28 protein-coding genes and 1 riboswitch are annotated in these 25,548 nt (G+C 41.2%); of the genes, 3 read left to right on the plus strand and 25 right to left on the minus strand.

Annotation, left to right across the window (positions count from 1 at the left end; genetic code table 11):
• Positions 1-5: 5 nt before the first annotated feature.
• The 5 genes from E5S68_RS05405 to E5S68_RS05425 form a co-directional block, all read right to left on the minus strand.
• Positions 6-980 (minus strand): ABC transporter substrate-binding protein, encoded by a 975-nt coding sequence (locus E5S68_RS05405; protein WP_135782659.1) that lies wholly within the window; start codon positions 978-980, stop codon positions 6-8.
• Positions 981-1,546: 566 nt separating this feature from the next.
• Positions 1,547-2,473 carry a hypothetical protein gene (locus E5S68_RS05410; RefSeq protein ID WP_135782660.1) on the minus strand — a complete coding sequence of 309 codons (927 nt, stop codon included), beginning with the start codon at positions 2,471-2,473 and terminating at the stop codon, positions 1,547-1,549.
• Positions 2,474-2,602: 129 nt separating this feature from the next.
• Entirely contained in the window at positions 2,603-3,955 is a 1,353-nt protein-coding gene (locus E5S68_RS05415) for a hemolysin family protein (protein WP_135782661.1), read from the minus strand.
• A 104-nt stretch (positions 3,956-4,059) separates the two neighbouring features.
• Positions 4,060-5,541 carry an AcpB/EbpR/MafR family transcriptional regulator gene (locus E5S68_RS05420; protein ID WP_135782662.1) on the minus strand — a complete coding sequence of 494 codons (1,482 nt, stop codon included), beginning with the start codon at positions 5,539-5,541 and terminating at the stop codon, positions 4,060-4,062.
• Between the two features lie 171 nt (positions 5,542-5,712).
• Positions 5,713-6,858 (minus strand): AI-2E family transporter, encoded by a 1,146-nt coding sequence (locus tag E5S68_RS05425; RefSeq protein ID WP_135782663.1) that lies wholly within the window; start codon positions 6,856-6,858, stop codon positions 5,713-5,715.
• A gap of 56 nt (positions 6,859-6,914) precedes the next feature.
• Between E5S68_RS05425 and E5S68_RS05430 the strand changes: the two genes are divergently transcribed.
• On the plus strand, positions 6,915-7,718 hold the full coding sequence (locus tag E5S68_RS05430; RefSeq protein ID WP_135782664.1) for an ABC transporter ATP-binding protein: 804 nt from the start codon (positions 6,915-6,917) through the stop codon (positions 7,716-7,718).
• Positions 7,719-7,801: 83 nt separating this feature from the next.
• On the opposite strand, the gene E5S68_RS05435 is transcribed toward E5S68_RS05430, so the two are convergent.
• The 8 genes from E5S68_RS05435 to E5S68_RS05470 form a co-directional block, all read right to left on the minus strand.
• Entirely contained in the window at positions 7,802-9,856 is a 2,055-nt protein-coding gene (locus tag E5S68_RS05435; protein ID WP_135782665.1) for a cation:proton antiporter, read from the minus strand.
• A 3-nt stretch (positions 9,857-9,859) separates the two neighbouring features.
• A complete protein-coding gene (locus E5S68_RS05440; RefSeq protein WP_135782666.1) occupies positions 9,860-10,123 on the minus strand; it encodes a hypothetical protein in 264 nt (87 codons plus the stop codon).
• Entirely contained in the window at positions 10,116-10,673 is a 558-nt protein-coding gene (gene mnmM, locus E5S68_RS05445) for a tRNA 5-(aminomethyl)-2-thiouridylate-methyltransferase MnmM (RefSeq protein ID WP_135782667.1), read from the minus strand. Before mnmM ends, E5S68_RS05440 begins: the two co-directional genes overlap by 8 nt.
• A 1-nt stretch (position 10,674) precedes the next feature.
• Positions 10,675-11,616 (minus strand): tRNA modification radical SAM protein MnmL/YtqA, encoded by a 942-nt coding sequence (gene mnmL / locus E5S68_RS05450; RefSeq protein ID WP_135783103.1) that lies wholly within the window; start codon positions 11,614-11,616, stop codon positions 10,675-10,677.
• 23 nt (positions 11,617-11,639) lie between these two features.
• Complete coding sequence (locus E5S68_RS05455; protein WP_135782668.1) at positions 11,640-11,951, minus strand: MGMT family protein; 312 nt, start codon at positions 11,949-11,951, stop codon at positions 11,640-11,642.
• 3 nt (positions 11,952-11,954) lie between these two features.
• Positions 11,955-12,605, minus strand: a complete 651-nt coding sequence (locus tag E5S68_RS05460; RefSeq protein WP_135782669.1) for a phosphatase PAP2 family protein — start codon at positions 12,603-12,605, stop codon at positions 11,955-11,957.
• Positions 12,595-13,152 carry an ECF transporter S component gene (locus E5S68_RS05465; protein WP_135783104.1) on the minus strand — a complete coding sequence of 186 codons (558 nt, stop codon included), beginning with the start codon at positions 13,150-13,152 and terminating at the stop codon, positions 12,595-12,597. Before E5S68_RS05465 ends, E5S68_RS05460 begins: the two co-directional genes overlap by 11 nt.
• 216 nt (positions 13,153-13,368) lie before the next feature.
• Positions 13,369-13,601, minus strand: a riboswitch (FMN riboswitch).
• Positions 13,602-13,687: 86 nt separating this feature from the next.
• Positions 13,688-14,230: a tRNA (cytidine(34)-2'-O)-methyltransferase gene (locus E5S68_RS05470; protein WP_135782670.1), complete on the minus strand. Its 543-nt coding sequence runs from the start codon at positions 14,228-14,230 to the stop codon at positions 13,688-13,690.
• A gap of 299 nt (positions 14,231-14,529) precedes the next feature.
• On the opposite strand from E5S68_RS05470, the gene trkA reads away from it, so the two are divergent.
• On the plus strand, positions 14,530-15,885 hold the full coding sequence (trkA, locus tag E5S68_RS05475) for a Trk system potassium transporter TrkA (protein WP_135782671.1): 1,356 nt from the start codon (positions 14,530-14,532) through the stop codon (positions 15,883-15,885).
• Between the two features lie 3 nt (positions 15,886-15,888).
• Positions 15,889-17,349, plus strand: coding sequence for a TrkH family potassium uptake protein (locus tag E5S68_RS05480; protein WP_135782672.1), 1,461 nt, complete (start codon positions 15,889-15,891; stop codon positions 17,347-17,349).
• A 63-nt stretch (positions 17,350-17,412) separates the two neighbouring features.
• Here the strand turns inward: E5S68_RS05480 and yidD are convergent, their stop codons facing one another.
• The 12 genes from yidD to E5S68_RS05540 all read right to left on the minus strand — a co-directional run bounded on the left by yidD (position 17,413) and on the right by E5S68_RS05540 (position 25,527).
• Positions 17,413-17,682: a membrane protein insertion efficiency factor YidD gene (yidD, locus tag E5S68_RS05485; RefSeq protein WP_135782673.1), complete on the minus strand. Its 270-nt coding sequence runs from the start codon at positions 17,680-17,682 to the stop codon at positions 17,413-17,415.
• Positions 17,682-18,410 carry a pseudouridine synthase gene (locus E5S68_RS05490; RefSeq protein WP_135782674.1) on the minus strand — a complete coding sequence of 243 codons (729 nt, stop codon included), beginning with the start codon at positions 18,408-18,410 and terminating at the stop codon, positions 17,682-17,684. Before E5S68_RS05490 ends, yidD begins: the two co-directional genes overlap by 1 nt.
• Positions 18,400-18,969 carry an SMC-Scp complex subunit ScpB gene (gene scpB, locus E5S68_RS05495; protein ID WP_135782675.1) on the minus strand — a complete coding sequence of 190 codons (570 nt, stop codon included), beginning with the start codon at positions 18,967-18,969 and terminating at the stop codon, positions 18,400-18,402. Before scpB ends, E5S68_RS05490 begins: the two co-directional genes overlap by 11 nt.
• Positions 18,962-19,672 (minus strand): segregation/condensation protein A, encoded by a 711-nt coding sequence (locus E5S68_RS05500; RefSeq protein WP_135782676.1) that lies wholly within the window; start codon positions 19,670-19,672, stop codon positions 18,962-18,964. Before E5S68_RS05500 ends, scpB begins: the two co-directional genes overlap by 8 nt.
• Entirely contained in the window at positions 19,672-20,403 is a 732-nt protein-coding gene (xerD, locus tag E5S68_RS05505) for a site-specific tyrosine recombinase XerD (protein WP_135782677.1), read from the minus strand. Before xerD ends, E5S68_RS05500 begins: the two co-directional genes overlap by 1 nt.
• Positions 20,400-20,861, minus strand: coding sequence for a cyclic-di-AMP-binding protein CbpB (gene cbpB / locus E5S68_RS05510; RefSeq protein WP_135782678.1), 462 nt, complete (start codon positions 20,859-20,861; stop codon positions 20,400-20,402). The genes xerD and cbpB overlap by 4 nt, the downstream gene beginning before the upstream one ends.
• The gene (locus tag E5S68_RS05515; RefSeq protein ID WP_135782679.1) at positions 20,858-21,379 is read right to left on the minus strand and encodes a metallophosphoesterase; all 522 of its coding nucleotides are present in this window, start codon (positions 21,377-21,379) and stop codon (positions 20,858-20,860) included. Before E5S68_RS05515 ends, cbpB begins: the two co-directional genes overlap by 4 nt.
• Positions 21,364-22,332: a nucleoside-triphosphate diphosphatase gene (locus E5S68_RS05520; RefSeq protein WP_135782680.1), complete on the minus strand. Its 969-nt coding sequence runs from the start codon at positions 22,330-22,332 to the stop codon at positions 21,364-21,366. Before E5S68_RS05520 ends, E5S68_RS05515 begins: the two co-directional genes overlap by 16 nt.
• Complete coding sequence (racE, locus tag E5S68_RS05525) at positions 22,329-23,123, minus strand: glutamate racemase (RefSeq protein ID WP_135782681.1); 795 nt, start codon at positions 23,121-23,123, stop codon at positions 22,329-22,331. The genes E5S68_RS05520 and racE overlap by 4 nt, the downstream gene beginning before the upstream one ends.
• Positions 23,124-23,208: 85 nt before the next feature.
• Positions 23,209-23,451: a YneF family protein gene (locus E5S68_RS05530; protein WP_006595782.1), complete on the minus strand. Its 243-nt coding sequence runs from the start codon at positions 23,449-23,451 to the stop codon at positions 23,209-23,211.
• A 56-nt stretch (positions 23,452-23,507) separates the two neighbouring features.
• Entirely contained in the window at positions 23,508-24,758 is a 1,251-nt protein-coding gene (locus E5S68_RS05535) for a diaminopimelate decarboxylase (RefSeq protein ID WP_135782682.1), read from the minus strand.
• An 82-nt stretch (positions 24,759-24,840) separates the two neighbouring features.
• Positions 24,841-25,527 (minus strand): Bax inhibitor-1/YccA family protein, encoded by a 687-nt coding sequence (locus E5S68_RS05540; protein ID WP_135782683.1) that lies wholly within the window; start codon positions 25,525-25,527, stop codon positions 24,841-24,843.
• Positions 25,528-25,548 lie beyond the last annotated feature (21 nt).

The following is a 25,548-nucleotide window of genomic DNA, read 5'->3' on the forward strand; positions in this document are numbered from 1 at the left end:
ATCTCCTATTTCTTTTCGTTCATACCAGAGAGATCAATTCCTAATTTCTTCGCCATCTCTTTGTTGACATACAATTCTAGATTCTTAGGGGCCTCCACTGCCAGTTCGGCTGCCTTTTCCCCTTTCAGGATACGAATCGCCATCCGGGCAGATTGACGTCCCAAGGCTTTATAGTCTGTACCATAGGTATAAAGACCGCCCACTTGGATCATTTCAATAGATCCCCCAAACACCGGAACCTGATGCTTCAAAGAAACTTGTTTAATGGTTTCCATAGTGGAAGAAATGATGTTGTCTGTTGGAACAAAGACTATATCCACCTCTGACATCAAACTGTCAGCTGCAGCTTTCACATTATTGCTGTCTAAAATAGTTTTCTCCACCACTAGATAGCCTTTAGCCTCAAGAATCTTTTTTGCTTCGTCCTTTTGAACGACAGAATTAGGTTCACTTTGTGTGTAGAGAATTCCTACGATCTTAGCAGTGGGTAAGACAGTTTTAATCATATCAACCTGAGTAGCAATCGCATCTGAAGACTGGTCACTCGTTCCCGTCACATTCCCACCAGGTTGATCCAATTTCTTGACTAGCTTGGCAGCCAGAGGATCCGTTACCGCTGAGAAAAGGACAGGGGTTGTATGAGTTGTATTGGCTAAACTTTGAGCTGATGGAGTGGCGATTGCAAAGACCAAATCACTCTTTTGAGCCAATTGTTTCGAAATATTTTTCAAATTTCTTTGTTCGCCTTGGGCATTTTGATAGTCGATTTCAATCGTTTCTCCATTCACATAGCCTTGCTTGGCCAACTCTTCTACAAAGCCTTTGCGAGTCGCATCTAGAGACTTATGGGTAATATATTGGGAAATCCCAATCCTAATTTTTTGATGCTTGGAGGTCTTCAACTGATGTAGGGTCAAGAGGGAAGTCATCAGTAGACCGACAACCAAAACTGGTGCAATTAATTTCTTTACAACTTTCATTAAAAAGATCTCCTTTTCTAAAAAATCCAAACAGGAAACAAAAAACCGTTTAGATGATCTCTAAACGGTTGGTATGATTCCTCACAAACTTAAAAAGTATGCCAGCATTGCCGTCCATTTAGATATCATCTATATGGACCACAATCAAAAATCTTAGCCACATAGATACAAACAAATTGCTCGTTTCGTTTGCATCCATGAGTTCATGTCTACAAACACTATCTAAAGTAGCTAAAATAAAAGTTTTGATTTAACAATGAGGTGTGTGTGTTTTTCATAACATTCTGCTTTCGTTTTTTATTTGTTGATTATCTTATCGTAATTATTTCCCCTTGTCAACCCTAAATTCAGAATTTTTTAAATTTTTTGATGGAACTTCTTTCTCATCCACAAACGAGAATGGGAGTGGCAAAGGACTCCAACTAATTAAATAGAGTTCCTTTCCCCACTCCCACATAGCTCAAAACAGTGCTTTAGCCATCAAGTACTGCATCATGCATCTACTACTATCACACAGCAAAGGCTGGACACTCTTTGCCCAGCCTCAAAATAGATTTAATGACTTTTTATTTTTTAAACGTTAACTTCTCGTCGCCTTTACCATCTTTTTCTTTAATAGTTAAGATACCATCCTTAGTGGTATAATCTAAGGTTACATTGATCAGGGTTGTATCTTTTTCAGATACAAATTCTTTATCCTTCTCATTAAGCTTTCCTTGAAACATCATGTACTCAATGGTCCCCTTTTTGGTATCTATCTTAATGCCTATTTGATCAAAAAGTAAACTGTTACCATAGGTTTCGATATAGTTCAAGGCATCTGAAGATGAAGCGATTACTCCACCGCTTCCTTCCACCATATAATCAGCTAGGGCTTTGAAATCAATCTTGGCCGTTGCCACCATCTTTACTTTTTTATCTTTCACCTCAAGAGAAACATTCAAATCCTTCATGTATTCTTCCGGGATGTCGGTATCATCTAAGAAGCCTTTTCCTACATATGACAGCAATTCTTTTTTAGTCTCAGAAGTTGCCTGCCAAGTCCCTTGAATACTATTTGGATTCTTGAAAAAAAGGAAAAAAGCACCGACTGCCAAACTAGCAACTGCCAGTAGTGAACAGATCCCAATAATCCATCCCTTTTTCGATTTCTTAGGAGCTATTGATCCCATACCCGGATACGCCATTGTCCCATTCACCTGACCATTTGGGAAAGAAGTCACTTGAACTTGTGGCCCATTCAACGCTGGAAAAACAGCCTGCTCTTGGTTTAGACCTCCTTGTGGCTGAGACGCAACTGGTGGCACTGCTTGCCCCATTCTTGAGTCCGAAACGTCCGTCGGTGCATGAACCTGTGGACTTGGGTTTCCATCCACCGTCCCTTGTGAAGTTTCGGGATTTCTAAACAATCCCCATGCTTGTTGGTATTCCTCTTGACTAGCTGGTCGTCCATGAATTCGTTCAAATTCCGCTAACCACTCTTCTTGTTTCATCCTATTTCCTCCTTCGCGATTCTTAGTTTTATTATAAACTAAATCAGATGGACAAGCAACCAAGCCTCAAAAGGAGCTGATCTTCACTCTACCAAAAAAACCAAGGAAAGCCCTTGGTTTTAGATGCTATTAGGCATCCTGTAATTTGGATATTGTTTCTTCTTCATCCACTAGATCACTGACCTCAACCTTGACTTTGGTTACACGACCATTTTTGACTTTATCATTGGTCAAAATCAAATGTTTCTTCATACTGTCTACTTCAAAGCTCAAGCGTTCTTTATGACCTGGAATGCGACCAACCCCAGTCAGGTAGTAGCCTGCGATGGTGTCCACATCATCGCTTTCTAACTTCACATCAAAATACTCATTGAAATCATTTAGGGTCACAATCCCCTGAACAATATAGAGGTTAGGCTCAATTTCAAAAACATCATTCTCAGCCTTATCGGTTTCATCATCGATTTCCCCGACGATTTCCTCAAGAAGATCTTCCAAGGTTACCAGACCAGCCATTCCTCCATACTCATCGAGCAAAATGGCCATTTGATTCTGTGTATTCCGAAGCTCCTTCAGGAGATCATCAACAAAGATCGTTTCAGGTACAAAGAGAGGTTCCTGAAGAATCTTGCGAAGAAATATGTTCTCAAAGCCATTCACAAACCCTTCGTTGAGCAAGCGTTTAGTATGAATGAGACCAATAACATTATCCTTGTCGTCATCATAGACAGGGATACGAGAAAAATTCTGTTTTAAGATACTTTCGATGATTTCTCTGGTATCATCTTGGATATCCACCATAAAGGCATCCGTACGAGGAACCATTAGCTCACGCGCCATCAGCTCATCTAGCGAAAAGACTCCTTGCAACATTTCAATCTCGTCAGCATCCAGACTCGTTTCACTCTTAGCCAGCATATAGGCAATCTCATCTCGTGACATCTCTTCGTCTGCATCATCGAATTGCATTGGTGTCAGACGACTTACCAGATTGGTTGATGCCGATAAGAGCCAGACAAAGGGACTAACGATTTTACCAAGTAAAATAACAATCGGTGCCGTCCGAATAGCCAAACTATCTTTTAGATTCATGGCAATACGCTTCGGATATAACTCACCAAATACAATCGAAATATAAGTCAGAAAAGCCAGTGAGAGGAAACTAGCCATCGCACGCGCTGTCTCCGTATTTCCCATCCAAGAAGCTATGACTTTCCCAAGATCATGGGCTAGGCTTGCCCCAGACAAGATGGTAATCAAGGTAATGCCGACTTGAATCGTAGACAAAAAGTGGTTTGGATTTTCCAATACTTTTAAGAGGCGAATGTATTTTTTATCACCCTCTTCAGCCTTCTGTTCCACCCGAGAGCGATTCAGCGATACCATCGACATTTCTGTCGCAGAGAAAAATGCATTTAATAGCGTCAATATAAATAGTAAAACAAATTGCAGTATTAAATCCTGACTGCCAGGGTCTTCCATGGATCTTCTCCTCAATGTATAAATAATAATGCTCATTATACCATATTTTTTAAAATGGTGCATGATTGCAAAAATTTCCCTCCAAAAGCGGAGGGAAATTTGGTTTAGTCTTCCTGACGCGTAAAGTCATAAAAGAGAGTGTTGAGTTTTTCGACTAGTTCTAATAAGGTCAAACTGCTGGTACAAATAAAATCTTTTCCCTTCAGTTTCGGAATCATGAAGTTTGCAACGATGACATCATATTCAGATTTTTCCAATTCACTAATCGTAACATCATGCTGAATTAACTGTGAAAACTCAAAGTTGTCGGTACAATAAAACTTCAAGAAATCAATCATCGATCTAGCATGGTTATCATCAAAGCGACTAATAATAAGAACCTTCACAGCCTTCCGGCGACGTAAGAGCTGTGGCAAGAGGGTTTCCCAATGAGAAAAGACGGTATAAACCAAATGCTTGAGATTCTCCGGATTTTCATGGAAGCCCATCGCCACTAAATATTGATACAAACTCTCCTCTACATCTTGGTAGAATTTAGGGAAGAGGGTCTTGTAATCTCCATTGGTATTAGACTTGGTATCATAAAGAAGATATTCTGCAAAGATCTCACGACGTTCCAAATGAGCCGTATTGTGAATATGCATAATCATTTCATCAAAATTTGGAACCTCTAAGCCATAGGCTTGGCTTGTTCTCTCAAGGAGTTCTTTTGCTAGATTATAGGATTTATAGGTGACTGCATCTTCTTTGGTCGCAGCAATCAAATCTTCAGGACTAAAATAAAAGCGTTTTTGTAAGAAGATAATAAAGAGTTGCTCGATGGTTTCTTCAGTAAATTCGACACCTAGTTGGAGACCGAAATAATGGAGCATCTCATTAATCTTTGGTAAATCTTGGTAGAGATAGGCATATTGGCCATACTTATTCGCTAACTCAATACGATATCCTTGCTTGATCCGGCAAAGATAAACCGTCAACATAATTCTGTAGGAATGGAATAGAGAGAAGGACAAGGGGTAATCTGTCAGCTTGTAGAAAAAGGTAATAAAATCTGTGATAACCTGCTCTCTGATGTCTGGAAAAGGCCAATCCAAGTAATAATACCGCTCCGCGAAATATTGCGAATAGAAAAAGCGGACATCAATCTCATCCCCTTCCACATTGAGAGGATTCAACGTAATTCTGATATTGTACTTCTCTTGTAAAATCTGGTTGATATTACGAATTAATCGATAAAAGGACTGTTGACTCAGGTCATAACGACGACAGATCCGATCAGCTGAGACATCCTTGTGGAAAAATAGATACTCTAACAAAGAAAAAGCAACAGATTCCTTGAAAAAGTGATGGTAAACAACCTCAATTCCGATAGAATCATCATAGCTAATTTTAATCCCATTGGTAGAAGATTCAATCAAAAAGTCATCAAAAACTGTCCGTAAATTGGAAAGATCTTCCTTTAACGAACGCTCTGTACAATCTAGCATTTCTGCTAATTCCTTTAAATGGAACCAGCGTTTTTCACGTATTAATGTTTCTAACAAGCGCATTTGGCGCCGTTGTTTCTTAGCAAGTAGTTCTAACATGCCTAAGTTCTCCTTGATTTACACAATTCACTAGTTATTATAACACATTTCCTAAAAAAAGCGTAAGAATTTACGAAAGGACCATATTCTTTATAATTTTATATCTATTGTACAAGAAAAAAGGGAAAACGGAAGTCATTTTGATAAAATGAGTCCTGTTCTCCCTATTCATTATTCATTAAAACTACCTTTGGATTTGTTGATAATCCCAAATTCTTCCTGTTTCTTTTGTTTTTCGTTCCGCTTATGATTTTCGTATAAGGCTGCTAAAAATTTGACGATTTCTTTTCCAATGGAGTATACCGGAATCGCCACAATCATTCCAATGACCCCGTAGATGTTACTAGACAAGAGCAAGAGAACCATGATCGTAATGGGATGCACCTTCATTACGCCTCCAACAATCCGTGGATAAAGAATATTTCCATCGATTTGTTGAACAATCAACATGAAGATAACCGCTTTGACCATCATATTGAAATCCGTGAAGGCATAGGTAACCACCATAGGAATCAAGCCAATCGTAGGCCCAATATAAGGAATGAGGTTGGCCAAGGCTGAGAAAATGGCAAAGACCAAGGCATATTTCAAACCAATAATGCTGTAACCAATATAGGCGAGAGTGCCGATTATCAAGGCATCGATTGAAATCCCGCTAATATAGTGAGAAACCGTTTGGTTGAGGCTCACTAAGAGAGAGCTGATATTCCGTCGGTCATTTTTCAGAATGGTCCGCTCTAGCATCGGTAATAATTTTTTCCCATCGATCAAGAAATAAACCAAGAAAATAGGCGTCATCACGAGAATAAAGAGCGTGTTGACAATCGTCGATACCACACTACCTAAACTATTGGTCACACTGTTCAAAATATTTTGTAGGATATCTACATAGGATAAGTTCAGTTGCTGAATGGTTGATTGGATATTGATATTCTGAAAGGCTGGATTCTTAGATAACTTAGTAACAAAACTTTGGACTTCCCAATAGAGGCTCTGAGTCGAATTGATCAAACTAGTCAACTGATTAATCAAGATAGGAAGAATATAGACTACTCCATAGATGATCAACCCAAAAAGAGTTACCAGAGTTAAAAGGATTCCTAACATTCGATTTAGACGAAATCTCTTCTCTAAAAATTCCACGATCGGATTGGTAATATAATATAGGAAGCCCGCAATCAAAAACGGAAGAATAATAGTATTTAGGACCGACACAAATGGCGAAATCAAATTTCCCATGGTCCCCCAAATATAGAATATGATGGTTAATAATAGGACTTCACAGGTCCAAAAGAATAATTTACTTTTATGAAACATCCCTTTCCTCCTATCTGCTATTTTATCATATTTATGGTAAAATAGAGAATATTTTTATGAAGGTTAAAAAGATGAAAGATAGCTTAATTGAACTAAAAGAGGTCACCCTAAGAAAAGATGGAAACAATCTCCTTTCGCATTTAAATTGGACCGTCAATAAGGGGGAAACCTGGGCCATCCTTGGACTAAATGGTGCTGGTAAATCGACCCTACTTCGTCTCTTAATGGCGGAATATTGGAAAACGGAAGGAGAGGTTTCCGTTCTTGGGACACAATTTGGACAAGGGGGCATTCCTGAGCTTCGCAAACGAATCGGAGTGGTCAGTTCCTTTATTTCAGAGCGCATCCCCGAATCTCTTTCTCCAGAAGAGATTGTCCTCACTGGAAAATACAAAAGTAGCATTCTTTATACAGCTTATGGAGAAAAAGAACTCGACGAAGCAAGGGACATGTTGCGTCGCATCGGAGCCAATGCTTTGATTGGGCGAAGATACCGGACCCTCTCTCAAGGGGAAAAACAGACGATTCTTATCGCCCGCAGTCTCATGGAAGAACCCGATCTTCTTATCTTTGACGAAGCCTCAAGTGGGCTCGACTTGTTTGCTCGGGAAGCGATTTTTCAGCTGATCCACCAGATCAAACAGATGGAAAAGGCACCGACCATTCTCTTTGTCACCCACCATGCAGAGGAAATCACCAAGTCCTTTAGCCATGTCCTTCTCCTCAAAGACGGACAAAGTTTTGCTCAAGGACCTAAGAAGGGAATCCTCACCCAAGAGACTCTATCCGCCTTTTATGGAGGACAAGTCCAGCTAATTCCAATCGGAGAGGACCGCTATTACATTCAACCAGACCAGTAATCAATAGTCTGCTAAGATACAAAACAAAGAGATTGGGACAAGCGTCACCAATCTCTTTTCTTCTATTTAGCTGAAAATCATTTTTATCGATTTCGAGCGTAATTGATCATATCATAAGGAAGAGTATTGGCACTTTCTCTTAAGGAATAGTTTTCCAATTCGTTGACATTTTGCCGCATGCGACGCGCATACTTGGCCGAAATCAAATGCTGTTCCTCATATTCGAAAATCAATTTTCTCTCTAAGTAATAACCTCTTAGCATCTCATCAATATTATTGGGCTTGATGCGATTGATAACCCGTTCTACAAAGGCTCCACTAGTAATCAATGACGTTTCACGCAGACGAGATTCTTGAAGGAAGGAAACCAAGCTACTGCGATAGACTCCTTTTAGATTTTCCAAACTCTCGATAATAATTTCCGTATTAGCCAAATACAAGGCAGCAATCTGGTCATAGTCAATGGCTTCGAGCTTGTAATTCTCTCCGTTTTTCCACGCCCGAAGACCAGAACCGAAGGTCACTACTTCGTGGAAGAGGAGTCTAATTAAGCGGAAGAGTACCAAGAAATAATAGGTCAAGCGGGATGACAGATTGCGGTTGACCTTCTGCTCCATGGATCGAAGATAACGTTGATAGACATGGTAACTTCTATCTCGAATCTTTCCTTCTTCATAAGCCTGTTCCAGACCATCATTCTCAATACTAAGAATAAGGAGTTTCAGTTGTTCCCAATCTCTTTGAGTCGCCTTATCCTCCTGACTGAGAATCATATTCTCTATCCGACCATGATAATTATCAATCGCCGCATACAAAGGACCCTTCTGCTTGGTCACCGTCAACTCTTTTTCCAATAGCATGACGACATCGTTCAAGATAGCAATGTGCATTAAATGATCATTGGATTCCTCTTTGTCTTCAGAGAGTTTTGGTAGGATGAGAAGCCCGATTAAGAAACTACACAAGGTGACTCCTGCTACTAAAAACAAGAGAACAGGGTATTCTGTTTCTAAATTTGTCGGTATCAAGAGAATGGTCGCGATAGACACCGTTCCTTTGACCCCTGAAAAGGTCAACAAGAGGGCATCTTTCAGATACTTATCAATGGATTTTTTTAATCGGAAACCCCGGTACCAGTAAAATCCAAACACCATCAAAAAGCGAATCAGGAATAAGAGTCCCGTCAATAAGAGAACAGTCACAATCAAGAGCAGATTGTTGTAAAAGGGAGTTCTAAGAATTGGCTCAGAGATCATCTCTAGCTCCATCCCCAAGAGGACAAAGACAGAACCGTTGAGGACAAAATTGACTGTATTCCAAACTGTATGCGTGACCGTATCGACTTTGGCTTCTAATAGGGTAATTTTCTTAAACCGACTGGCCTTTAGAATCCCAGCCACGACCACCGCAATAATCCCCGACACATGGATCTCTTCTGCGATAAAGAAGGTTAACAACGGAAGACTCAATTCTAAAATGAGTTCACTGGCAATATCTGTTGCCCGAACACTGAGCAGTAATTTTTGAAGCCCACGGTTGACAGCTGCTGTCACAATCCCTACCGCAAAACCGCCTAAAATGGAGATAACCAAGTCCCAACTAGCTTGGCCCAAGGAAAATACTCCAGTGGTCCATGCAGCCAGTGCCACACGAAAGGCGACCAAGCCTGAAGCATCGTTGAGCAAGCCCTCTCCTTTTAGAATGTTGGAGATTCGTTTTGGAAAGGAAAAGCGTTCCGATAGAGAGGCAAAGGCCACTAAATCTGTCGGACCGAGCGCTGCTCCAACTGCCATACAAGCAGCCAAAGGAATTCCCATCCACATGAGATGAGCCATCCAGCCCAAGCTAAGGGTCGAAATAAAAATGACTGGGAAGATTAAAAAGGCAATAATGCGCCAGTGCTTCAAAATCGAGGTAATGTCTGCTTCTTCTGCTTCTCGAAAGAGTAATGGTCCAATAACCAAGGCCAAAAAGAGTTCGGTATCTAAGTGATACTCAGAATTGGGTAAGAGAAAGCCAATCCCAATCCCAAGGACGATCTGGATCAAGGGGAGGGGCAAGGTCGGAATCAACTTATTGGTCGCATTGGAGACAATCAGGATCAGGGAAAAGACAATGGCATAGACAAGAATCTCCATCTCTTATCCTCCTGATTGTTGGTTACAACAGTCCTCAAAGAGTTGCTTTTGTTCTTGGATCTTTTGATCAATCTTTGTCAGATCCTTGTGCTCAATTTTCTTCTGGCAACGTTCCATTTCAAGAGAGACCAGCTTCTTCTTGATTTTGATCATCTTTTTGCTCATCCGTGCTTCATCCAAAAAACCGACTGCACGTTCATGAGAGGTTGACTCCACAAAATTGTGGCGAAGATCTTCAATTTTATTTTTTAAAAATTCTTTATCCATGGCGATAACTTTCTAATTTTTCAATCATGACTAAAAATGGGGGATGATTGATTTGGTTCAGAGTCCGGTAACTAGTGACCGTAAATTCTTGTTGAGGAAGTTGGGAGACAAAATCTAAAACCGCGTCCTTCTCTAAATTTCCACCCTCATGACCATAATAGATCATAATGGCAATCCGCCCACCCTTGATTAAGCAGTGACATAACTTATCAATGGCCTGAATCGTTGTTCTGGGCTGGGTAATAATCGACTTGTCTGCTGAAGGAAGATAGCCTAAGTTGAAGATAGCTGCCTTGACCTGGTCGACATAACTATCTACTTCTTCATGCCCCTTTAAAAGAAGGTGGACATTGGAAAGACCTGCTTTTTCCAAACGCTTCTGCGTATGGACCAAGGCCTGCTCTTGAATATCAAATGCATAAACTTCTTTGGCTAGTTTAGCCAAGAAAAGGGTATCATGGCCATTGCCCATGGTCGCATCAACGACGGTATCTTGATCCGTAATGACTTCCCTAAGAAAATCATGGGCCATTTCTAATGGTCGCAACATGCTAGTCCTCCAATTTTCCTACTTTACAGCCTTGAACACTTCCTCGACGACGCATTTCTGTTTCAATAGCATTCAGTACTTCCCACTTATTGAGACTCCACATCGGTCCTATCAGCATCTCTCTTGGAGCATCTCCTGTAATCCGATGGACGACGATCTCCTTAGGAATGATCTCCAGTTGATCACAGATGACCGACACGTATTCCTCCTGACTCAACAATTGCAATCGCCCTTCATGGTAGTCTCGCTGCATCCGGGTATTGGTCATGAGATGGAGCAGGTGCAATTTAATGCCCTGGATATCGTTGTCCCTTACACAACGACGGACATTTTCTACCATCATCTCATGCGTCTCCCCAGGAAGACCGTTGATTAAATGTGAAACAATCTCTGCCTTAGGGACCTGTTGGCGAATCCGCTTCACCGTTTCTACATAGAGCTCGTAACTATGAGCCCTGTTGATCAGTTCAGAAGTTGCTTCATAAGTCGTCTGCAAGCCCAGCTCAATGGTCACATGCATGCGCTCTGTCAATTCTGCTAGGTAGGCTAAAGTTTCATCTGGCAAGCAGTCTGGCCGTGTCCCGATGTTCATCCCTACGACACCTGGCTCATTGATGGCTTGCTCATAGCGCTCCCGAATGACATCAACAGCTTCATGGGTATTGGTGAAATTTTGAAAATAGACCAAATACTTTTTGACATCCGGCCATTTACGGTGCATAAAGTCAATTTCTTTATAGAACTGATCCCGAATAGGAGCATCTGGCGCTACGATGGCATCTCCAGAACCAGAAACTGTACAAAAAGTACAGCCCCCACGAGCAACTGTTCCATCACGGTTGGGACAGTCAAATCCCGCATCGATCGGGACTTTGAAGGTCTTTTCTCCAAATAAAGTTCGATAATAATCATTTAAGGTCGAATAGGATTTCATACCCCTCATTATAGCAAAAAAGCAGAGTGAACTCAAAGTTGAGTCTCCTCTGCTTTCCATTTGTATTTCTTAAGATCGATACAACCATTCTTTTTCCGGTCTACCCCTTCTGCCCAGAGAAGCGTGCCTTGCTCTTCCCAATCAGGAGCCAAGCGACCAGTAGACGTCACGACCCGATGACAAGGATAGGCTACATCTTTTGTAGAAGTTGCCAAGACCTTGCCGACCTGGCGGGCATGGCGAGGATAGCCGATGAGTTGGGCGATTTGTCCATAGGTCGCAACACGTCCCAGGGGAACCTGAGCAACGACCTTTAGGACCTTTTCTTCAAATAAATCGTTCATGCTTTACTTCTGCTTACTCTTAAAGCGCCATTCAAAACGCAAACGGTCGTAATAAGGAAAGACCATTTGTAAAAGACCGAATCCCAAAAGCATACTTCCTGTGACGTCTGTCGGGTAATGAACCCCAACGTAGACACGAGATACAACAATGGTCACCATACAAAGGAAGAGGGCAATCTGAGCCAGGACTTTTCCGACTTGAGAGGTCATGCGTTGTCCTACAATAATAATCAAACCACCAAATACGAGGGTGGCTGCTAAAGAGTGACCACTCGGAAAAGAATAGCCACCCTCTTGTACCAAGTGTTGAAGTGCTGGACGTGGGCGCAGATAGATGTGTTTCAGAATCACCACGAGTAATCCAGTTGTAACTAAACTCCCAGTGAGGAGGAGGGCCTCCGTATACCATTTCTTACAGACAAAGAAGAGGACAATGACGCCAACCCAGGATACGACAACTGGTGTGTTCATCAGCACTGTCACACGGGTAAAGAAGTCAGTCAGATAGGCTGGTAAATCCCCGCGAATAGCCGATTGAATCGGTTGATCGATTCCGACTACATTTTCCGGATAAAATTTGACTACATAGCCTAGAATCATAAATAACAAAAGGGCAAAAGAGCCCTTTAAAAAATGAGATTGTTTATTTTTCATAGATTTTAAGTAGGGGCTGCAAGACACTATAGAGCAACCAGAAAGTAGCAGCCCAAATCAGTCCTTCTATTAGATTAAAGGGAACAACCATACTGAGAAGATACTTTTCAACTCCGACCATCTTCGCTATGTCAAATCCAACAAATTTAGCATAGAGAGGGATGGCATAAAAGTAATTAACCAGAAGCATGGAAAGGGTTAAGCCAATGGTTCCAAATAGGCTAGCCATCACAAACCGCACTATGGTTTTCTTCTGATTCCAAATGATTGCAAATGCTAGAATAAAGACGAATACAGCAATCATATTAATCGGCAAGCCAACCAAGGTCTCGGCTCCTCGCCCATTTAGTACCAATTTGAGAACAGATCGAATCACCAGTACCAGAAATGAGCTCTTCAAATCTAACAGAACTAAGGCGAGTAAGATTGGAATCGTACTAAAATCAACCTTTAAAAAATCAATCCCTATTGATAGTTGATAAAACATCAATAGAAAAGAAAGTGCTGATAAAACAGCCACTAGGGTCAGTTTGCGAGTATTTGTCATCACAGGTTCCTCCAATTTTTACTAAAATTAGAAGAAGTTGGAAAGATTCCCTTAACCTTATTCTATTTCAATCGTTTTAAAGAAAACTTAAACAGTTCCTTGGTACTTGACTAAAGATGTCAGAATGCTACAAGAAAAAAGCTCGAAGACTGATTTCTTATAAAATCAACAAAATTTCTATCAAGTCCAGCGTCAAAAAGAACAGGTTTGTTCCTCTCTCGTCTTCTCCCATCCAGACTATACTGTCGGTTGTGGAATCGCACCACATCAGCTTGCGCTCGCGGACTTCTTTTAGAGTATGGAAATGGTCTTTTCTTTTTGACGAGGCGCCAAGCTGTAGACATAACTTATAGTTAGGTAAAGCTTGGCAACAAAGTATAAAAGGAAAAGACCATTTCCTAGTAAAAGTCACCGCCGGTCGGGAATTACACCCTGCCCTGAAGACCCCTTAATCATAACAAAAAACACCTGCTATTGCAAGTGTTTTGTAATATCAAAAGTTACAATAAGTGGACTTTTGTAAAGAGCATTTGCCCTACTTCAACTTATCTCCATCATACTGATGGACCAGCTCTAATCCAGCAAATTTCTGTTGTCTGAGGGCTTCATAGACAATCATACAAACGGTATTGGAGACATTCAAGCTTCTGACATGTTCATCATTCATCGGAATCCGAATTGCCTTTTCAGCATGGAGCCGCATAAAATCTTCTGGTAAGCCTTTGTCCTCACGACCAAAGATGAAATAATGTTCTAAATTATCATTATAATTTACATTCGAATAGGTCTGATCAGCAAATTTTGAAACCAGGTGGACCTTTCCGCCTGCCGCAGCCTCCATAAACTCATCCAAGCTGTCGTAAAAGCGAACATCTAACTTATCCCAATAATCCAGTCCCGCACGTTTCATCTTTCGATCATCAATAGGAAAAGCCATGGGACGGATGATATGGAGAGGAGCATTGGTAGCTGCACAAGTGCGAGCGATGTTCCCAGTATTTTGGGGAATTTGAGGTTGGTAAAGAACTACATGGTTTTTTGATTTGGTTTCTGTATAAGCTAATTCTTCAATATTCATCACGATCTCATTTCTGGCAAAAAAATAGCCACACTGCCCGGAGTCAAGCTCAGCAAACAGCGTGGTTACGACTTCATTAACTTAACTCACAACAGGTTTGAGGTAAATCAATCAAGTTACTGTATCAGTATACCACTTTCATCCGTCATGTCAACTACTTTGCCCTAAAAATTTCATAATTTTACAATATTATTCCAAATTTCTTCTCATTACTTGAATCTTCTACTGTTTCTCCCATTAAAAGATGATTTTTTTTTGAAAATAGAGTAAGATAGAATCATACTTTGGAGGAAATATTCATGAAAATTATTGTAGTTGGAGGCGGAAAAGTCGGAACAGCACTCTGTCGTTCCCTCGTCGCGGAAAATCACGATGTCATCTTGATTGAACAAGATGAAGCCGTTGTTAATCATATTACCAAACGCTACGATATCATTGGTATTGTTGGTAATGGTGCCAACTTTAAGATTCTCGAACAAGCAGATGTGGCCGACTGTGACATCTTTGTTGCTCTCACAGAGCAAGACGAAGTCAACATGGTTTCTGCCGTCCTGGCTAAGAAAATGGGAGCTAAAGAGACCGTTGTCCGCGTCCGCAATCCAGAATACTCAAACCCTTACTTTAAAGAAAAAAATATACTTGGGTTCTCCCTGGTCGTCAATCCTGAGCTCCTCGCAGCTCGCTATATTGCTAATAGCGTTGATTTCCCAAATGCTTTGTCTGTCGAGCACTTTGCTAGTGGACGAGTTGCCTTTATGGAATTCAAAATCAAAGAGGAAAGCCCTCTCTGCCAGATGACCCTTTCTCAATTCCGGAAAAAATATGGAAACATTATTATCTGTGCCATCGAACGACAAGGTCAGTTAACGATTCCGGATGGGGACTTCACTTTACAAGCCTTTGATAAGATTTTTATGACGGGAAATCGAGTGGAAATTGTGAATTTCCACAATAGCATTCGTCCTCAGGTCGTTAAAAGTCTCCTCCTGATCGGAGCTGGTAAGATTTCCTACTATCTCCTAAATATTTTGGAAAATAGCAAACGGAAGATCGACTTAAAAGTCATTGAAATCGATCAAAAACGAGCAGAATGGTTTAGTCAAGAATTCCCTGATCTCTATGTTATCCAAGGAGATGGGACATCAAAAGATATCCTCATGGAGGAACGGGCTAGTAACTTTGATGCCGTAGCAACCTTGACGGGCGTTGATGAAGAGAACATCATTGCTTCCATGTTCCTGAATAGCATTGGCGTACAAAAGAATATTACCAAGGTCAACCGAACTAGCCTGCTGGAAATCATTGATCGGCAAGATTTTTCAAGTATTGTGACACCGAAGGGCATTGCGGTAGATACCATCATGCATTTCATCCGTGGACGTTATAATGCCCGCTATTCAAATCTTGAAGCCTTGCACCACGTTGCCAACGGTCAAATCGAGACTCTTCAATTCCAGATTCGAGAAGAAAATAAGATGACAGGCAAACCTTTGGCTCAACTAAAATTGAAAAAAGGTGTCCTCATTGCTGCTATTATCCGGAATGGCAAAGCTATTTTCCCAACTGGAGATGACCACCTCTTGATTGGAGACCGGATTATCGTCACCACCTTAATCAGCAATATCACGAAAATCTATGATTTGTTAGAGGGGTAAGCCATGAATAAAAGTATGATTCGCTACCTTTTAGCAAAACTCCTCTTGATTGAAGCCATGCTTCTTGGTGTTCCAATCATCGTAGGTCTTCTAAATCTTCAGAATGACTTTGTTGTCAAAGATAGTCCAACTGTCTTCCTCTCCATTATTGCAACCATTGCCATTCTCCTCATCCTTGGAGGAATGGGAACCTTATTCAAGCCCAAAGATTTTCACATCTATGCCAAAGAAGGCGTTCTGATTGTGGCTTTGTGTTGGATCCTCTGGTCCTTCTTTGGTGCTCTTCCTTTTGTCTTTTCAGGACAAATCCCAAACATCATTGATGCATTTTTCGAAGTTAGCTCTGGTTTTACGACCACAGGGGCAACCATTTTAAATGACGTCTCCGTCCTCAGTCCTTCCCTTCTTTTCTGGCGTAGTTTCACCCACTTAATCGGAGGGATGGGGGTGCTGGTCTTTGCCCTAGCTATTATGGACAATAACAAGAACAGCCACCTCGAAGTGATGAAGGCAGAAGTGCCTGGTCCCGTATTTGGTAAAATTGTATCCAAATTGAAGAACACAGCTCAAATCCTTTATTACCTCTATTTGGCCCTCTTCTTCCTCTTTGTCGTGATCTACTTCCGTGCTGGCATGCCTCTTTATGATAGCTTTATCATTGCTATGGGAACTGCTGGTACTGGTGGGTTCACCGTCTTCAATGACGGGATTGCCCACTACCATTCGACCCTCATCACTTATTTGGTCAGTTTCGGAGTCTTGGTCTTTGGGGTCAATTTTAACCTTTATTACTACATCATGCTTCGCAAGTTCAAAGCCTTCTTCGGCGATGAAGAACTTCGCACCTACCTGATGATTGTCGGGGTTTCTTCCCTTCTGATTGCCTGCAACATTTTCCATCTCTATCATAATTTTGCAGATAGTTTTGAAATGTCCTTTTTCCAAGTCTCCAATGTCATTACCACGACTGGATTTGGTTTTGGCAATACTGTTGATTGGCCGCTCTTTTCTCAGTTTCTCCTTCTCATGCTCATGGTGGTTGGTGGATCCGCTGGGTCAACGGCTGGGGGACTGAAAGTGATTCGTTGCTTAATTCTAGCTCGGATCGGAAAAAATCAAATCCGTTCCATGCTATCACCCAATCGGGTGATGACCCTTCATATCAATGGTTCATCTTTAGACAAGGATACCCAGCACAAAATTTTAAAATATTTCGTGGTCTATACCTTGATTACGATCGCCCTCATTGCGGTTGTCAGCTTTGACAGCAACAATTTTATGACGGTTGTCAGTGCAGTCTTTAGTTGCTTTAACAATATCGGACCGATGATTGGGACAACGGATACCTTCGCTATCTTTAGCCCCATCTCGAAGTTCTTACTATCGATTGCCATGATTGCAGGTCGGTTAGAAATCTACCCGATGTTACTTCTCTTTATGCCAAGAACTTGGTCTAGACGTTAAAAAAGTTTTGGAAATGATTCCAAAACTTTTTTTCTATTCTCTAAAATTAGTTGTCTTAAAAAATCAAAAATGATCTCCATTCCCAATTTCTTCATTCTCTTCTAAATGGCTTTTCAAACTGAAATGATCCGGAACTGGGTCAAAGCCTGTCTTACTCCAGGGATGGCAACGAAGAATCCGAGCAAGCCCCATTAGAATCCCTTTCAGACCATGCCGTTCAATAGATTGAATCATATAGTTTGAACAGGTAGGACTATAGCGACAGGAAGGTGGAAAGAGGGGTGAAAGAAGGCGTTGATAGAGACGAACAAGGCCGATTGCACATTTCTTCATTATTTTTTCGTCTTTGTCACTGCAAGAGTATGCAATTGGCTAATTTCTTTTTTATTGAGACGGCGGTATTCACCGGGGCGAAGTCCTGACACATCTAAATTCCCAAATTGCGTCCGAGACAATTTATCCACCAAAAGGCCCACAGCTTCAAACATCTTTTTAACCTGGTGATTACGGCCTTCATGGATGGTCAATTGGACAACCGAGCGATTCTTTTCTGGATCTACCTTTAGAATCTCATAGGTTGCTGGCTTGGTCTTTTTGCCATCAATGGTCACACCACGAGTTAAGGGGCGCAAGTTTTCTTTGTTGGCCAATCCCTTCACACGCGCAACATAAACCTTATCAATCTCATTACGCGGATGGATCATTTCATCCGTAAAATCACCATCATTGGTCAAAATCAGGACACCAGAAGTATCCCAGTCCAAACGACCGACAGGATAAATCCGTTCCTTGACTTGCGGTAACAAATCAATAACAGTTGGTCTCCCTTTATCGTCTGATACACTGGAAATGACTCCTCTTGGTTTATTTAAGAGGTAGTAAACCTTCTCTTCGTTGTATATGGGTTGGCCTTCCACTTCTACTAGATCCCCAGATTTAATAATAGTTGCCAATTCACGAACCACTTGACCATTGACAGTTACAAGACCTTGTTTGATCAATTCCTCTGCTTTGCGTCGACTCGCAACACCAGCATGAGCAATGTATTTATTAATTCTCATCGATTTCCTCTGTTCTTTCTGTAAACAATTGACTTTCCTGACCAATTAACTCCGTTTCCTCAACAATTGGAAGTTCTTCTAAGTGGTTAATCCCCATATAATCAAGGAAGTAATCTGTGGTAACATAAAGATTTGGTCTTCCTATGACTTCTTTTTTCCCATCTTCTCTAATCAGTTCAAAAGAAAGTAATTTTGAAATGGCCCCACTGGAGTTGACACCTCGAATATCATCGACTTCAATCCGAGTAATCGGCTGTTTGTAGGCAATGATGGAGAGAGTTTCCAAGGCAGCTCGAGAGAGACTTTGATTCATTGGTGACTTTGAATACTCACGTAACAGCTCTGCATATTGGGACTTGGTCACTAATTTATAGGTTGACGCTGTCTCCAATAAGGCCATACTAGAATCCTGATCCTGCTCGTACTTCTGGGCCAATTTTTCTAAACTTTGAATTACTCCTGTGGGAGGAAGGGATAAGAGGTCGGCAATCTGCCTCACCGTCAAACCATCTTCTCCTGCAACAAACAAGAGGGCCTCCATCTCTGCAATTTTACTCATTCTTTAATCCTACTAAAATAATATCTCCAAATGGTTCTTCCTGAAGAGCCTCAACTTCTTGTACTTTAATTAATTCCAAAGTCGCCAAAAAGACTGTAATCAGTTCGTTGACATCCTTGGCTTCCTCAAAAATATCTTGTAGCAAGATTCTCTTACCAGGCTGACACAAGTGACGAACAACATTCATCAGGTCTTCAATTTTATACTCGTCTCGAACAATGGTCGTATGATTTTGTCGAAATTCTTCTTTCTTTTTCGTCAACAATTTTGAAAAGGCCAAGAAAAGATCAATCGTGGTCTTGTCATGGACCAATTCTGCATCATCATAGACTAATTCCGTTTTGGGTTTTGAAAAGTACTGGGCTCTCTCCTCGTGTTGAAGGGCCATTTTCTCCCCTAGCAACTTGAATTTTCGATATTCCTCGATTTGAGATAAGAGATCTTGCTCTAAATCTTCTTCCTCAGCCTCTTGCTCCGCAATCTTAGGAAGGAGGCGCCTACTTTTGATCAGAGTCAATTGACTAGCCATCAACATATACTCACCAGCAACCTCCAAGCGCATAGCCTGAAGGGTGGCTAGGTAGACCAAATACTGCTCAATGACCTCAATCAGTGGCACTTCATAAATATCCATTTGGTACTTCGAAACGAGGTGTAAGAGGAGATCTAGAGGCCCCTCGAAATCCTTGATTTTTATATCCATTACTTATACTTTTCTAAGGTGACCAGAGTTTTAAGGCCTAGCTCACGAGCGATACTAAAGAGATCCATCCCCTGTTCCCGTTGTTTTAATATATATTGTTCCCGTAAGGATTGAGCTGATAGATCTTTAAAGCCCTTTTCAATCAAAAACGATTCCAATTGACGAAACCCCCATTGACGCGAATAGGCCTTGCCATTATTATCAAACAAATAGGTTCCTGTTAGAGAATCTGTTAATTCGTCTAGGAGGGAATCTGGAATTCGCAACACACGCTTTTGCCCTTCCTTACCAACTCGCAAGACCTGGAAATCAGGTTCGATATCAACAATTTTCAACTGAAGAATCTCACTAGGTAACAAGCCCATTTCAACAATCAGTAAGGCAATTAGACGTCCTTGACGAATCTCTGATCCTTCCCAAAACAAAGACAAATCTAAGAGCTCTTGATCATGGCTTTTAGCAACTGTTACTTTGGGCAAGACTAGGCGATGGTATTCTCCAATCACATGGTTTTGATAGAGATAAAAAAGAAATTGGTTAACAGCAGACAGTTTCCGTTTTTGAACAGCTGGTTTGAAGTCTTTGATGCTGGCTTGATAAATCCGAAGATTGGTATCAGAAATATGACCGTGAACCGTGTCTACGAATTGATCTAAATCATAGGAATAAGCTGTCTGTGAATTTTCACTTAAGTCTTTTTCTTTGATAAAACTAGTAATATGTTCTTTCATTTTATCCTCATCTCATATTCATTCGAAAAATTATGCATGAGAGAGTTGATGGCTTTTAGAATAGATTTTCTGGTGATAATGCCCAAGAAGGTGTCATCTGCTGCGACAACTGGAAGAAAAGACTCCTCAACCAATTTATGAAGGACATCTGTTACATCAAAATCTTCTCCTAAACGCTCACCATCTTTTTTTGTCATATGGACAATATCCATTGAAGAAAACTCTTCATCAGGAATCTCTTCTCTCATCTGATAGGACAAGATATCTGTTAAGGAGATTGTTCCAACGAACTTCCTCTGATCAGTTACAACAGGAATACGTGTGTAACTAATTTGACTAAGCACTAATATAGCATGATCGACATTATGGGTATCAATCAAGACTGCTAAGTTTCGAGCAGGAGTCAAAAAAGTCTTCTCTTCACGAAGAATAAACTCTTCAAATTCCTTGGCAATCATCGATCAAACTCCTTTGTAAGAGCCTCATAAACCTCATGATGGCGGTTTAAGAACTCCACTCGATACATATCCTTGTCAATTTCTACTTTTGCATAGAGGCATTCTTGAATCGGACCACGAGGTTGACTCAACGATCCTGGATTGAGGAAAAGAGTTCGTCCCTCTTTCCAAGCATTGGGAATATGCAGGTGCCCATAAAGACAGATGTCTGCATCTTCTTCCTGAGCCCATAAATCCAATTTTTGGAAACTAAAATTAATCTGAAAGAGATGCCCGTGGGTTTGAATAATCCGGGTAGGCCCCAATTGCGTTACCAAACGATCTGGAAAGTCCCCGTAAAAGTCCACATTCCCTTTCACCACGCGAATCCCATCCCAAACTGGGTCCGTATTTTCTAACTCAGAATCTCCATTATGAAAAATAGCATCTACTTTTCCTTTGTAATGTTCCTTAATCTCCTCAATGATCTCACGATCACCATGGGAATCACTCATTACGATGATTACTTGTTCTGCCATGCTGGAAATACCTCCACTAGTTTCTTCACGGCTAGGGCACGATGCGACTGTTGATTCTTCTCTTCTAGGGTTAATTGGGCAGAAGACTTACCTGTTTCTCCAACTAGAAAGAGGGGATCATAGCCAAACCCATTCTCACCTTTTGGTTCAAAATTGATGTATCCTGGCCAATCCGCCTCGACAACAAGGCTTTCCTTACCAGGACTGGCAACCACTAAGGTTGTGTGGAATTTTGCTGACCGATCCTTCAATTCAAAGACCATCGCCAACTCATGTAAGAGCTTGGCATTGTTCTCTAGATCGGTCGCTCCCACACCTGCAAAGCGAGCAGACCAGACACCTGGTAAGCCCCCAAGAATATCGACCATAAGTCCTGAATCATCCGCTAAGACCATTTTCCCTGTTAGCTGTGAAATTGTTTCAGCTTTTAAGCGAGCATTTTCTTCAAATGTCATTCCTGTTTCAGCGACTTCTGGAAGATCTGGATAGTCATTGAGATTCTCGACTTCAAAGCCCATTTGTTCAAAAATCTGACGAAATTCTCTTGTTTTTCCTTCATTCCGAGTGGCAATTAACAAGCGATCTTTTACACCTTCCTGACCAAGAAAGTCTGCTAAAGGAAGCCCTGTCTTAGGGAGATAGACCGATAGAAGTTGCCCCTTCTCTACCATAAGGAGAGCTCCTTGGCGTTGAATAATCTCAATGGTACGCCCTAACTTTTCTTCCACAATTTGAAAGAGGAAGGTTAAAAATCGCAAGCTAGAGCCAAAACGAACCACTGTTAGATTTAAGGGAAAACCAGCATCTGTGTCTCCAACTAGTGATTCAACCACATCAAGAAGTTCAGAAGCTTCTGAAGTGACCTCACTGTACTCGTTGTAATCACTGCGCTCTCCCCATTCTGCAAGGTACCAGTTTAAGGAATCTTTATATTCATAAATTTTTTGGTTCATAATGTTACATGCTCCACATGAACGACTTGATGCAACCAAGTCTTAGCAATCGCTGCAAAACTAGCGGCATTAGCCGTTGTATAAAACTGATGGTGACAGTCCTCCAATTGACGACTGCGATTAATCTCAAAATAGTTAAGTAAGACCGAGATATCCCGGACACACTCTGCACCACTATCAATCAATTGAACTTCGGGCCCCATGACATTTTGAATAATGGGTCGAAGAAGTGGATAATGGGTACAACCCAAGACTAAGGTATCCACCTTCCCAGCCAAAGGTTTCAACGTTTCATAGACGACTTTTTTTGTAACACTGGACTGCAACTCATTGGATTCCACCAGAGGGACAAACTTCGGACAAGCTAAACTCTCTACTGCCATTTCTGGTGACAGGCTTTGAATTTTTTTCCGATAAATATCTGATGCAACCGTCATTGGAGTCCCAATCACCCCAATTCGTTTGCTTTTTGTCGCCTTGATCGCTGCGGAAGCTCCTGGCAAAATCACTCCTAAAACAGGGATGTCCAAGGCTTCTTTCACCTCTTCCCATACAACAGCTGTCGCCGTATTACAGGCCAAAACAATCATCTTCACATTTTTCGTTAGGAGAAAACGAACCATCTCCCAAGTATAGTCACGAATTTGATCTGCTGGTCTCGGCCCATAAGGTGCTCTGGCAGAATCACCAATATAGACGACCTCTTCATGGGGAAGTTGCCGCATCAATTCGCGTACAACGGTTAACCCTCCGACACCCGAATCCAAAAAACCAATCGGTCGATTGTCCATCTGTTTTCCTTCCAAAACAAGGGACTAAGAAAAATCTTAAAGTCCCCTTACTTATTTTATTGTAAAAAACTAACGTTCAGTTTATTTATTTCTTCTTCGTATTCAAAGATGCTTTTTGTTGATTCAGAATTTGACGGTAAACTTGTTGTACCTTCGCTTCACTTGGACGTTGACCACTAGCTCCCAATAATGTACGAACTGCTTCAACATTCAAACGTGGGTTTGATGCAAATTCTTTTTCAAACTGCTTGCGAAGTAGGTACATACCTGCCAACATTCCACCAAAGAAGGCAAGGATAATCAATAAAATTGTCAAAAATGTAGACATAAGTGTTTTTCTCCTAAATTCAATATTTACACATTTTCTATTATACCAAAAAGGCCCTATTTTTCAAAGTCAAAGCCATACAATGTTGCAAAGTAATCCTCTGGTTTTTCGGCCCGTCGGATGAGACGAGTTTGGCCCGATTCTTCTAATAAAATCTCGGCAGATCGAAGTTTGGCATTGTACTGATAGCCCATAGAATAACCATGCGCTCCTGTATCATGGATCACCAAGAGATCCCCAATCTCAGAGACAGGAAACTCCCGATTTTTGGCTAACTTGTCATTATTTTCACACAAGCTTCCAACAATGTCTACCACTTCTGTCTCACCTTCTGGACGATCGAGATTGGTAATATGATGGTAGGCACCATACATAGCTGGGCGAAGAAGATTGACAGCTGAAGCATCCACTCCTAAATAGGTGCGGTAGGTCTGTTTCTTATGGGTAACATGGGTTACCAAAAGGCCATGGGGCGCCAACATAAAGCGGCCTAATTCCGTATAGATTTTCACTTGACCTAATCCAGCAGGGATTAAAATGGCCTCGTAAACCCGACGAACACCCTCCCCAATCACAGCAATATCATTTGGTTGGTCTTCTGGTTTGTAGTTCACTCCAACCCCACCGGATAGGTTGACAAAGTCCAAGGTCACCCCTGTCTTTTCAACCACTTCTACTGCTAACTGGAATAATTGCTTGGCCAATTCTGGATAATAATCATTGGAGACGGTATTTGAAGCCAAGAGGGCATGGATTCCAAAGCGTTTGACTCCTAAGTCTTTCAACTCAATAAATGCTTGGATCAATTGTTCCTTGGTCATGCCGAACTTTGCCTCTTCAGGGTGATCCATGATATCCGTTCCCAGTTCAAACACCCCTCCTGGATTATAGCGGCAAGAGATGACCTCTGGTAGAGTCGTAACAGATTGTAAGAAAGCTACGTCTTCGTAGGCATCCAAGTTGATAGTTGCTCCTAGTTGACGGGCAAAAACCATCTCTTCAGCCGGCGTATTGTTGGAAGAAAACATAATCTCTTGTCCCGTAAAACCTAATTTTTGAGCCATCAACAGTTCCACATAGCTAGCGCAATCCACACCACAGCCTTCTTCTTTAAGGATTTTTAGGATGGCTGGATTCGGGGTCGCTTTGATAGCGAAATACTCCTTAAATCCTGGATTCCAAGAAAAAGCTTGATGGAGCGCACGGGCTGTCTGCCGGATCCCAGCTTCATCATATAGGTGAAAGGGAGTTGGATAGGTTTCCGTAATTTGTTTTAATGCCTCTCTGCTAATAAATGGGCGTTTCATTTGAAGCTTCTCTTTTCTATCAATTTTCTTTAGTATATCACAAGTTTTCCAACAAAAAAAGCCGGTTCCCCGGCTCTTTTTCTTAATCGTTGCGTCCAAAAATACGTAGAATATTGATGAACAAGTTGATGAAATCAAGATAGAGTTCCAAAGCTAAAGCTACTGCCCAACCATTGGTTGGTTGACCATTGGATTGTTCATAGACATAACGAATCTTTTGGTTATCCCAAGCAGTCAAACCTGCAAAGATAATCACACAAAGAATGCTAAGGACATAATCCATACCAGAGCTTTGTAAGAAAATGTTCGCAATCGAAGCAATGATAATTCCAATCAAGGCTCCCATAAATGCTCGGCCCATTCCAGACAAGTCTTTTTTGGTCACACGACCAATGGCTGACATGATAAAGAACATCAAGGCACTAACGACGAAAGCTTTATAAACTGTCGCTTGAGCATAGCGTGCAATGATAAAACTCAAGGTAAACCCATTCAAAGCTGAATAAGTTAAAAAGAGAGGCAAGGCCATGGGATTATTTTTCACCGATTGTCTAGAAGCGACAAGGACCAAAATCAATTCAACGGCAATAGCAATATAGTAGACCCATGGAGCCTGAGTTAGAATATATATGAAGGTTTCTTGGAAAAGGGTCATCATCAAAGCTGATACAACAGCTGAGATTCCAACTCCAACTCCAACTAGAGAATAAATTTTGCTATAAAAGCTATTAATCCCACTTTGTTCGTGGATAACGGTTTGTTGATTCATAATCAATCATTCCTTTCAAAC

The organism is Streptococcus rubneri, assembly GCF_004785935.1.
Taxonomy (GTDB): domain Bacteria; phylum Bacillota; class Bacilli; order Lactobacillales; family Streptococcaceae; genus Streptococcus; species Streptococcus rubneri.

Bases quoted from the DNA above. Each gene is read 5' to 3' on its own strand.
- E5S68_RS05405 (WP_135782659.1), bottom strand. From the start codon at position 980: ATGAAAGTTGTAAAGAAATTAATTGCACCAGTTTTGGTTGTCGGTCTA.
- E5S68_RS05410 (WP_135782660.1), bottom strand. From the start codon at position 2,473: ATGAAACAAGAAGAGTGGTTAGCGGAATTTGAACGAATTCATGGACGA.
- E5S68_RS05415 (WP_135782661.1), bottom strand. From the start codon at position 3,955: ATGGAAGACCCTGGCAGTCAGGATTTAATACTGCAATTTGTTTTACTA.
- E5S68_RS05420 (WP_135782662.1), bottom strand. From the start codon at position 5,541: ATGTTAGAACTACTTGCTAAGAAACAACGGCGCCAAATGCGCTTGTTA.
- E5S68_RS05425 (WP_135782663.1), bottom strand. From the start codon at position 6,858: ATGTTTCATAAAAGTAAATTATTCTTTTGGACCTGTGAAGTCCTATTA.
- E5S68_RS05430 (WP_135782664.1), top strand. From the start codon at position 6,915: ATGAAGGTTAAAAAGATGAAAGATAGCTTAATTGAACTAAAAGAGGTC.
- E5S68_RS05435 (WP_135782665.1), bottom strand. From the start codon at position 9,856: ATGGAGATTCTTGTCTATGCCATTGTCTTTTCCCTGATCCTGATTGTC.
- E5S68_RS05440 (WP_135782666.1), bottom strand. From the start codon at position 10,123: ATGGATAAAGAATTTTTAAAAAATAAAATTGAAGATCTTCGCCACAAT.
- mnmM (WP_135782667.1), bottom strand. From the start codon at position 10,673: ATGTTGCGACCATTAGAAATGGCCCATGATTTTCTTAGGGAAGTCATT.
- mnmL (WP_135783103.1), bottom strand. From the start codon at position 11,616: ATGAGGGGTATGAAATCCTATTCGACCTTAAATGATTATTATCGAACT.
- E5S68_RS05455 (WP_135782668.1), bottom strand. From the start codon at position 11,951: ATGAACGATTTATTTGAAGAAAAGGTCCTAAAGGTCGTTGCTCAGGTT.
- E5S68_RS05460 (WP_135782669.1), bottom strand. From the start codon at position 12,605: ATGAAAAATAAACAATCTCATTTTTTAAAGGGCTCTTTTGCCCTTTTG.
- E5S68_RS05465 (WP_135783104.1), bottom strand. From the start codon at position 13,152: ATGACAAATACTCGCAAACTGACCCTAGTGGCTGTTTTATCAGCACTT.
- E5S68_RS05470 (WP_135782670.1), bottom strand. From the start codon at position 14,230: ATGAATATTGAAGAATTAGCTTATACAGAAACCAAATCAAAAAACCAT.
- trkA (WP_135782671.1), top strand. From the start codon at position 14,530: ATGAAAATTATTGTAGTTGGAGGCGGAAAAGTCGGAACAGCACTCTGT.
- E5S68_RS05480 (WP_135782672.1), top strand. From the start codon at position 15,889: ATGAATAAAAGTATGATTCGCTACCTTTTAGCAAAACTCCTCTTGATT.
- yidD (WP_135782673.1), bottom strand. From the start codon at position 17,682: ATGAAGAAATGTGCAATCGGCCTTGTTCGTCTCTATCAACGCCTTCTT.
- E5S68_RS05490 (WP_135782674.1), bottom strand. From the start codon at position 18,410: ATGAGAATTAATAAATACATTGCTCATGCTGGTGTTGCGAGTCGACGC.
- scpB (WP_135782675.1), bottom strand. From the start codon at position 18,969: ATGAGTAAAATTGCAGAGATGGAGGCCCTCTTGTTTGTTGCAGGAGAA.
- E5S68_RS05500 (WP_135782676.1), bottom strand. From the start codon at position 19,672: ATGGATATAAAAATCAAGGATTTCGAGGGGCCTCTAGATCTCCTCTTA.
- xerD (WP_135782677.1), bottom strand. From the start codon at position 20,403: ATGAAAGAACATATTACTAGTTTTATCAAAGAAAAAGACTTAAGTGAA.
- cbpB (WP_135782678.1), bottom strand. From the start codon at position 20,861: ATGATTGCCAAGGAATTTGAAGAGTTTATTCTTCGTGAAGAGAAGACT.
- E5S68_RS05515 (WP_135782679.1), bottom strand. From the start codon at position 21,379: ATGGCAGAACAAGTAATCATCGTAATGAGTGATTCCCATGGTGATCGT.
- E5S68_RS05520 (WP_135782680.1), bottom strand. From the start codon at position 22,332: ATGAACCAAAAAATTTATGAATATAAAGATTCCTTAAACTGGTACCTT.
- racE (WP_135782681.1), bottom strand. From the start codon at position 23,123: ATGGACAATCGACCGATTGGTTTTTTGGATTCGGGTGTCGGAGGGTTA.
- E5S68_RS05530 (WP_006595782.1), bottom strand. From the start codon at position 23,451: ATGTCTACATTTTTGACAATTTTATTGATTATCCTTGCCTTCTTTGGT.
- E5S68_RS05535 (WP_135782682.1), bottom strand. From the start codon at position 24,758: ATGAAACGCCCATTTATTAGCAGAGAGGCATTAAAACAAATTACGGAA.
- E5S68_RS05540 (WP_135782683.1), bottom strand. From the start codon at position 25,527: ATGAATCAACAAACCGTTATCCACGAACAAAGTGGGATTAATAGCTTT.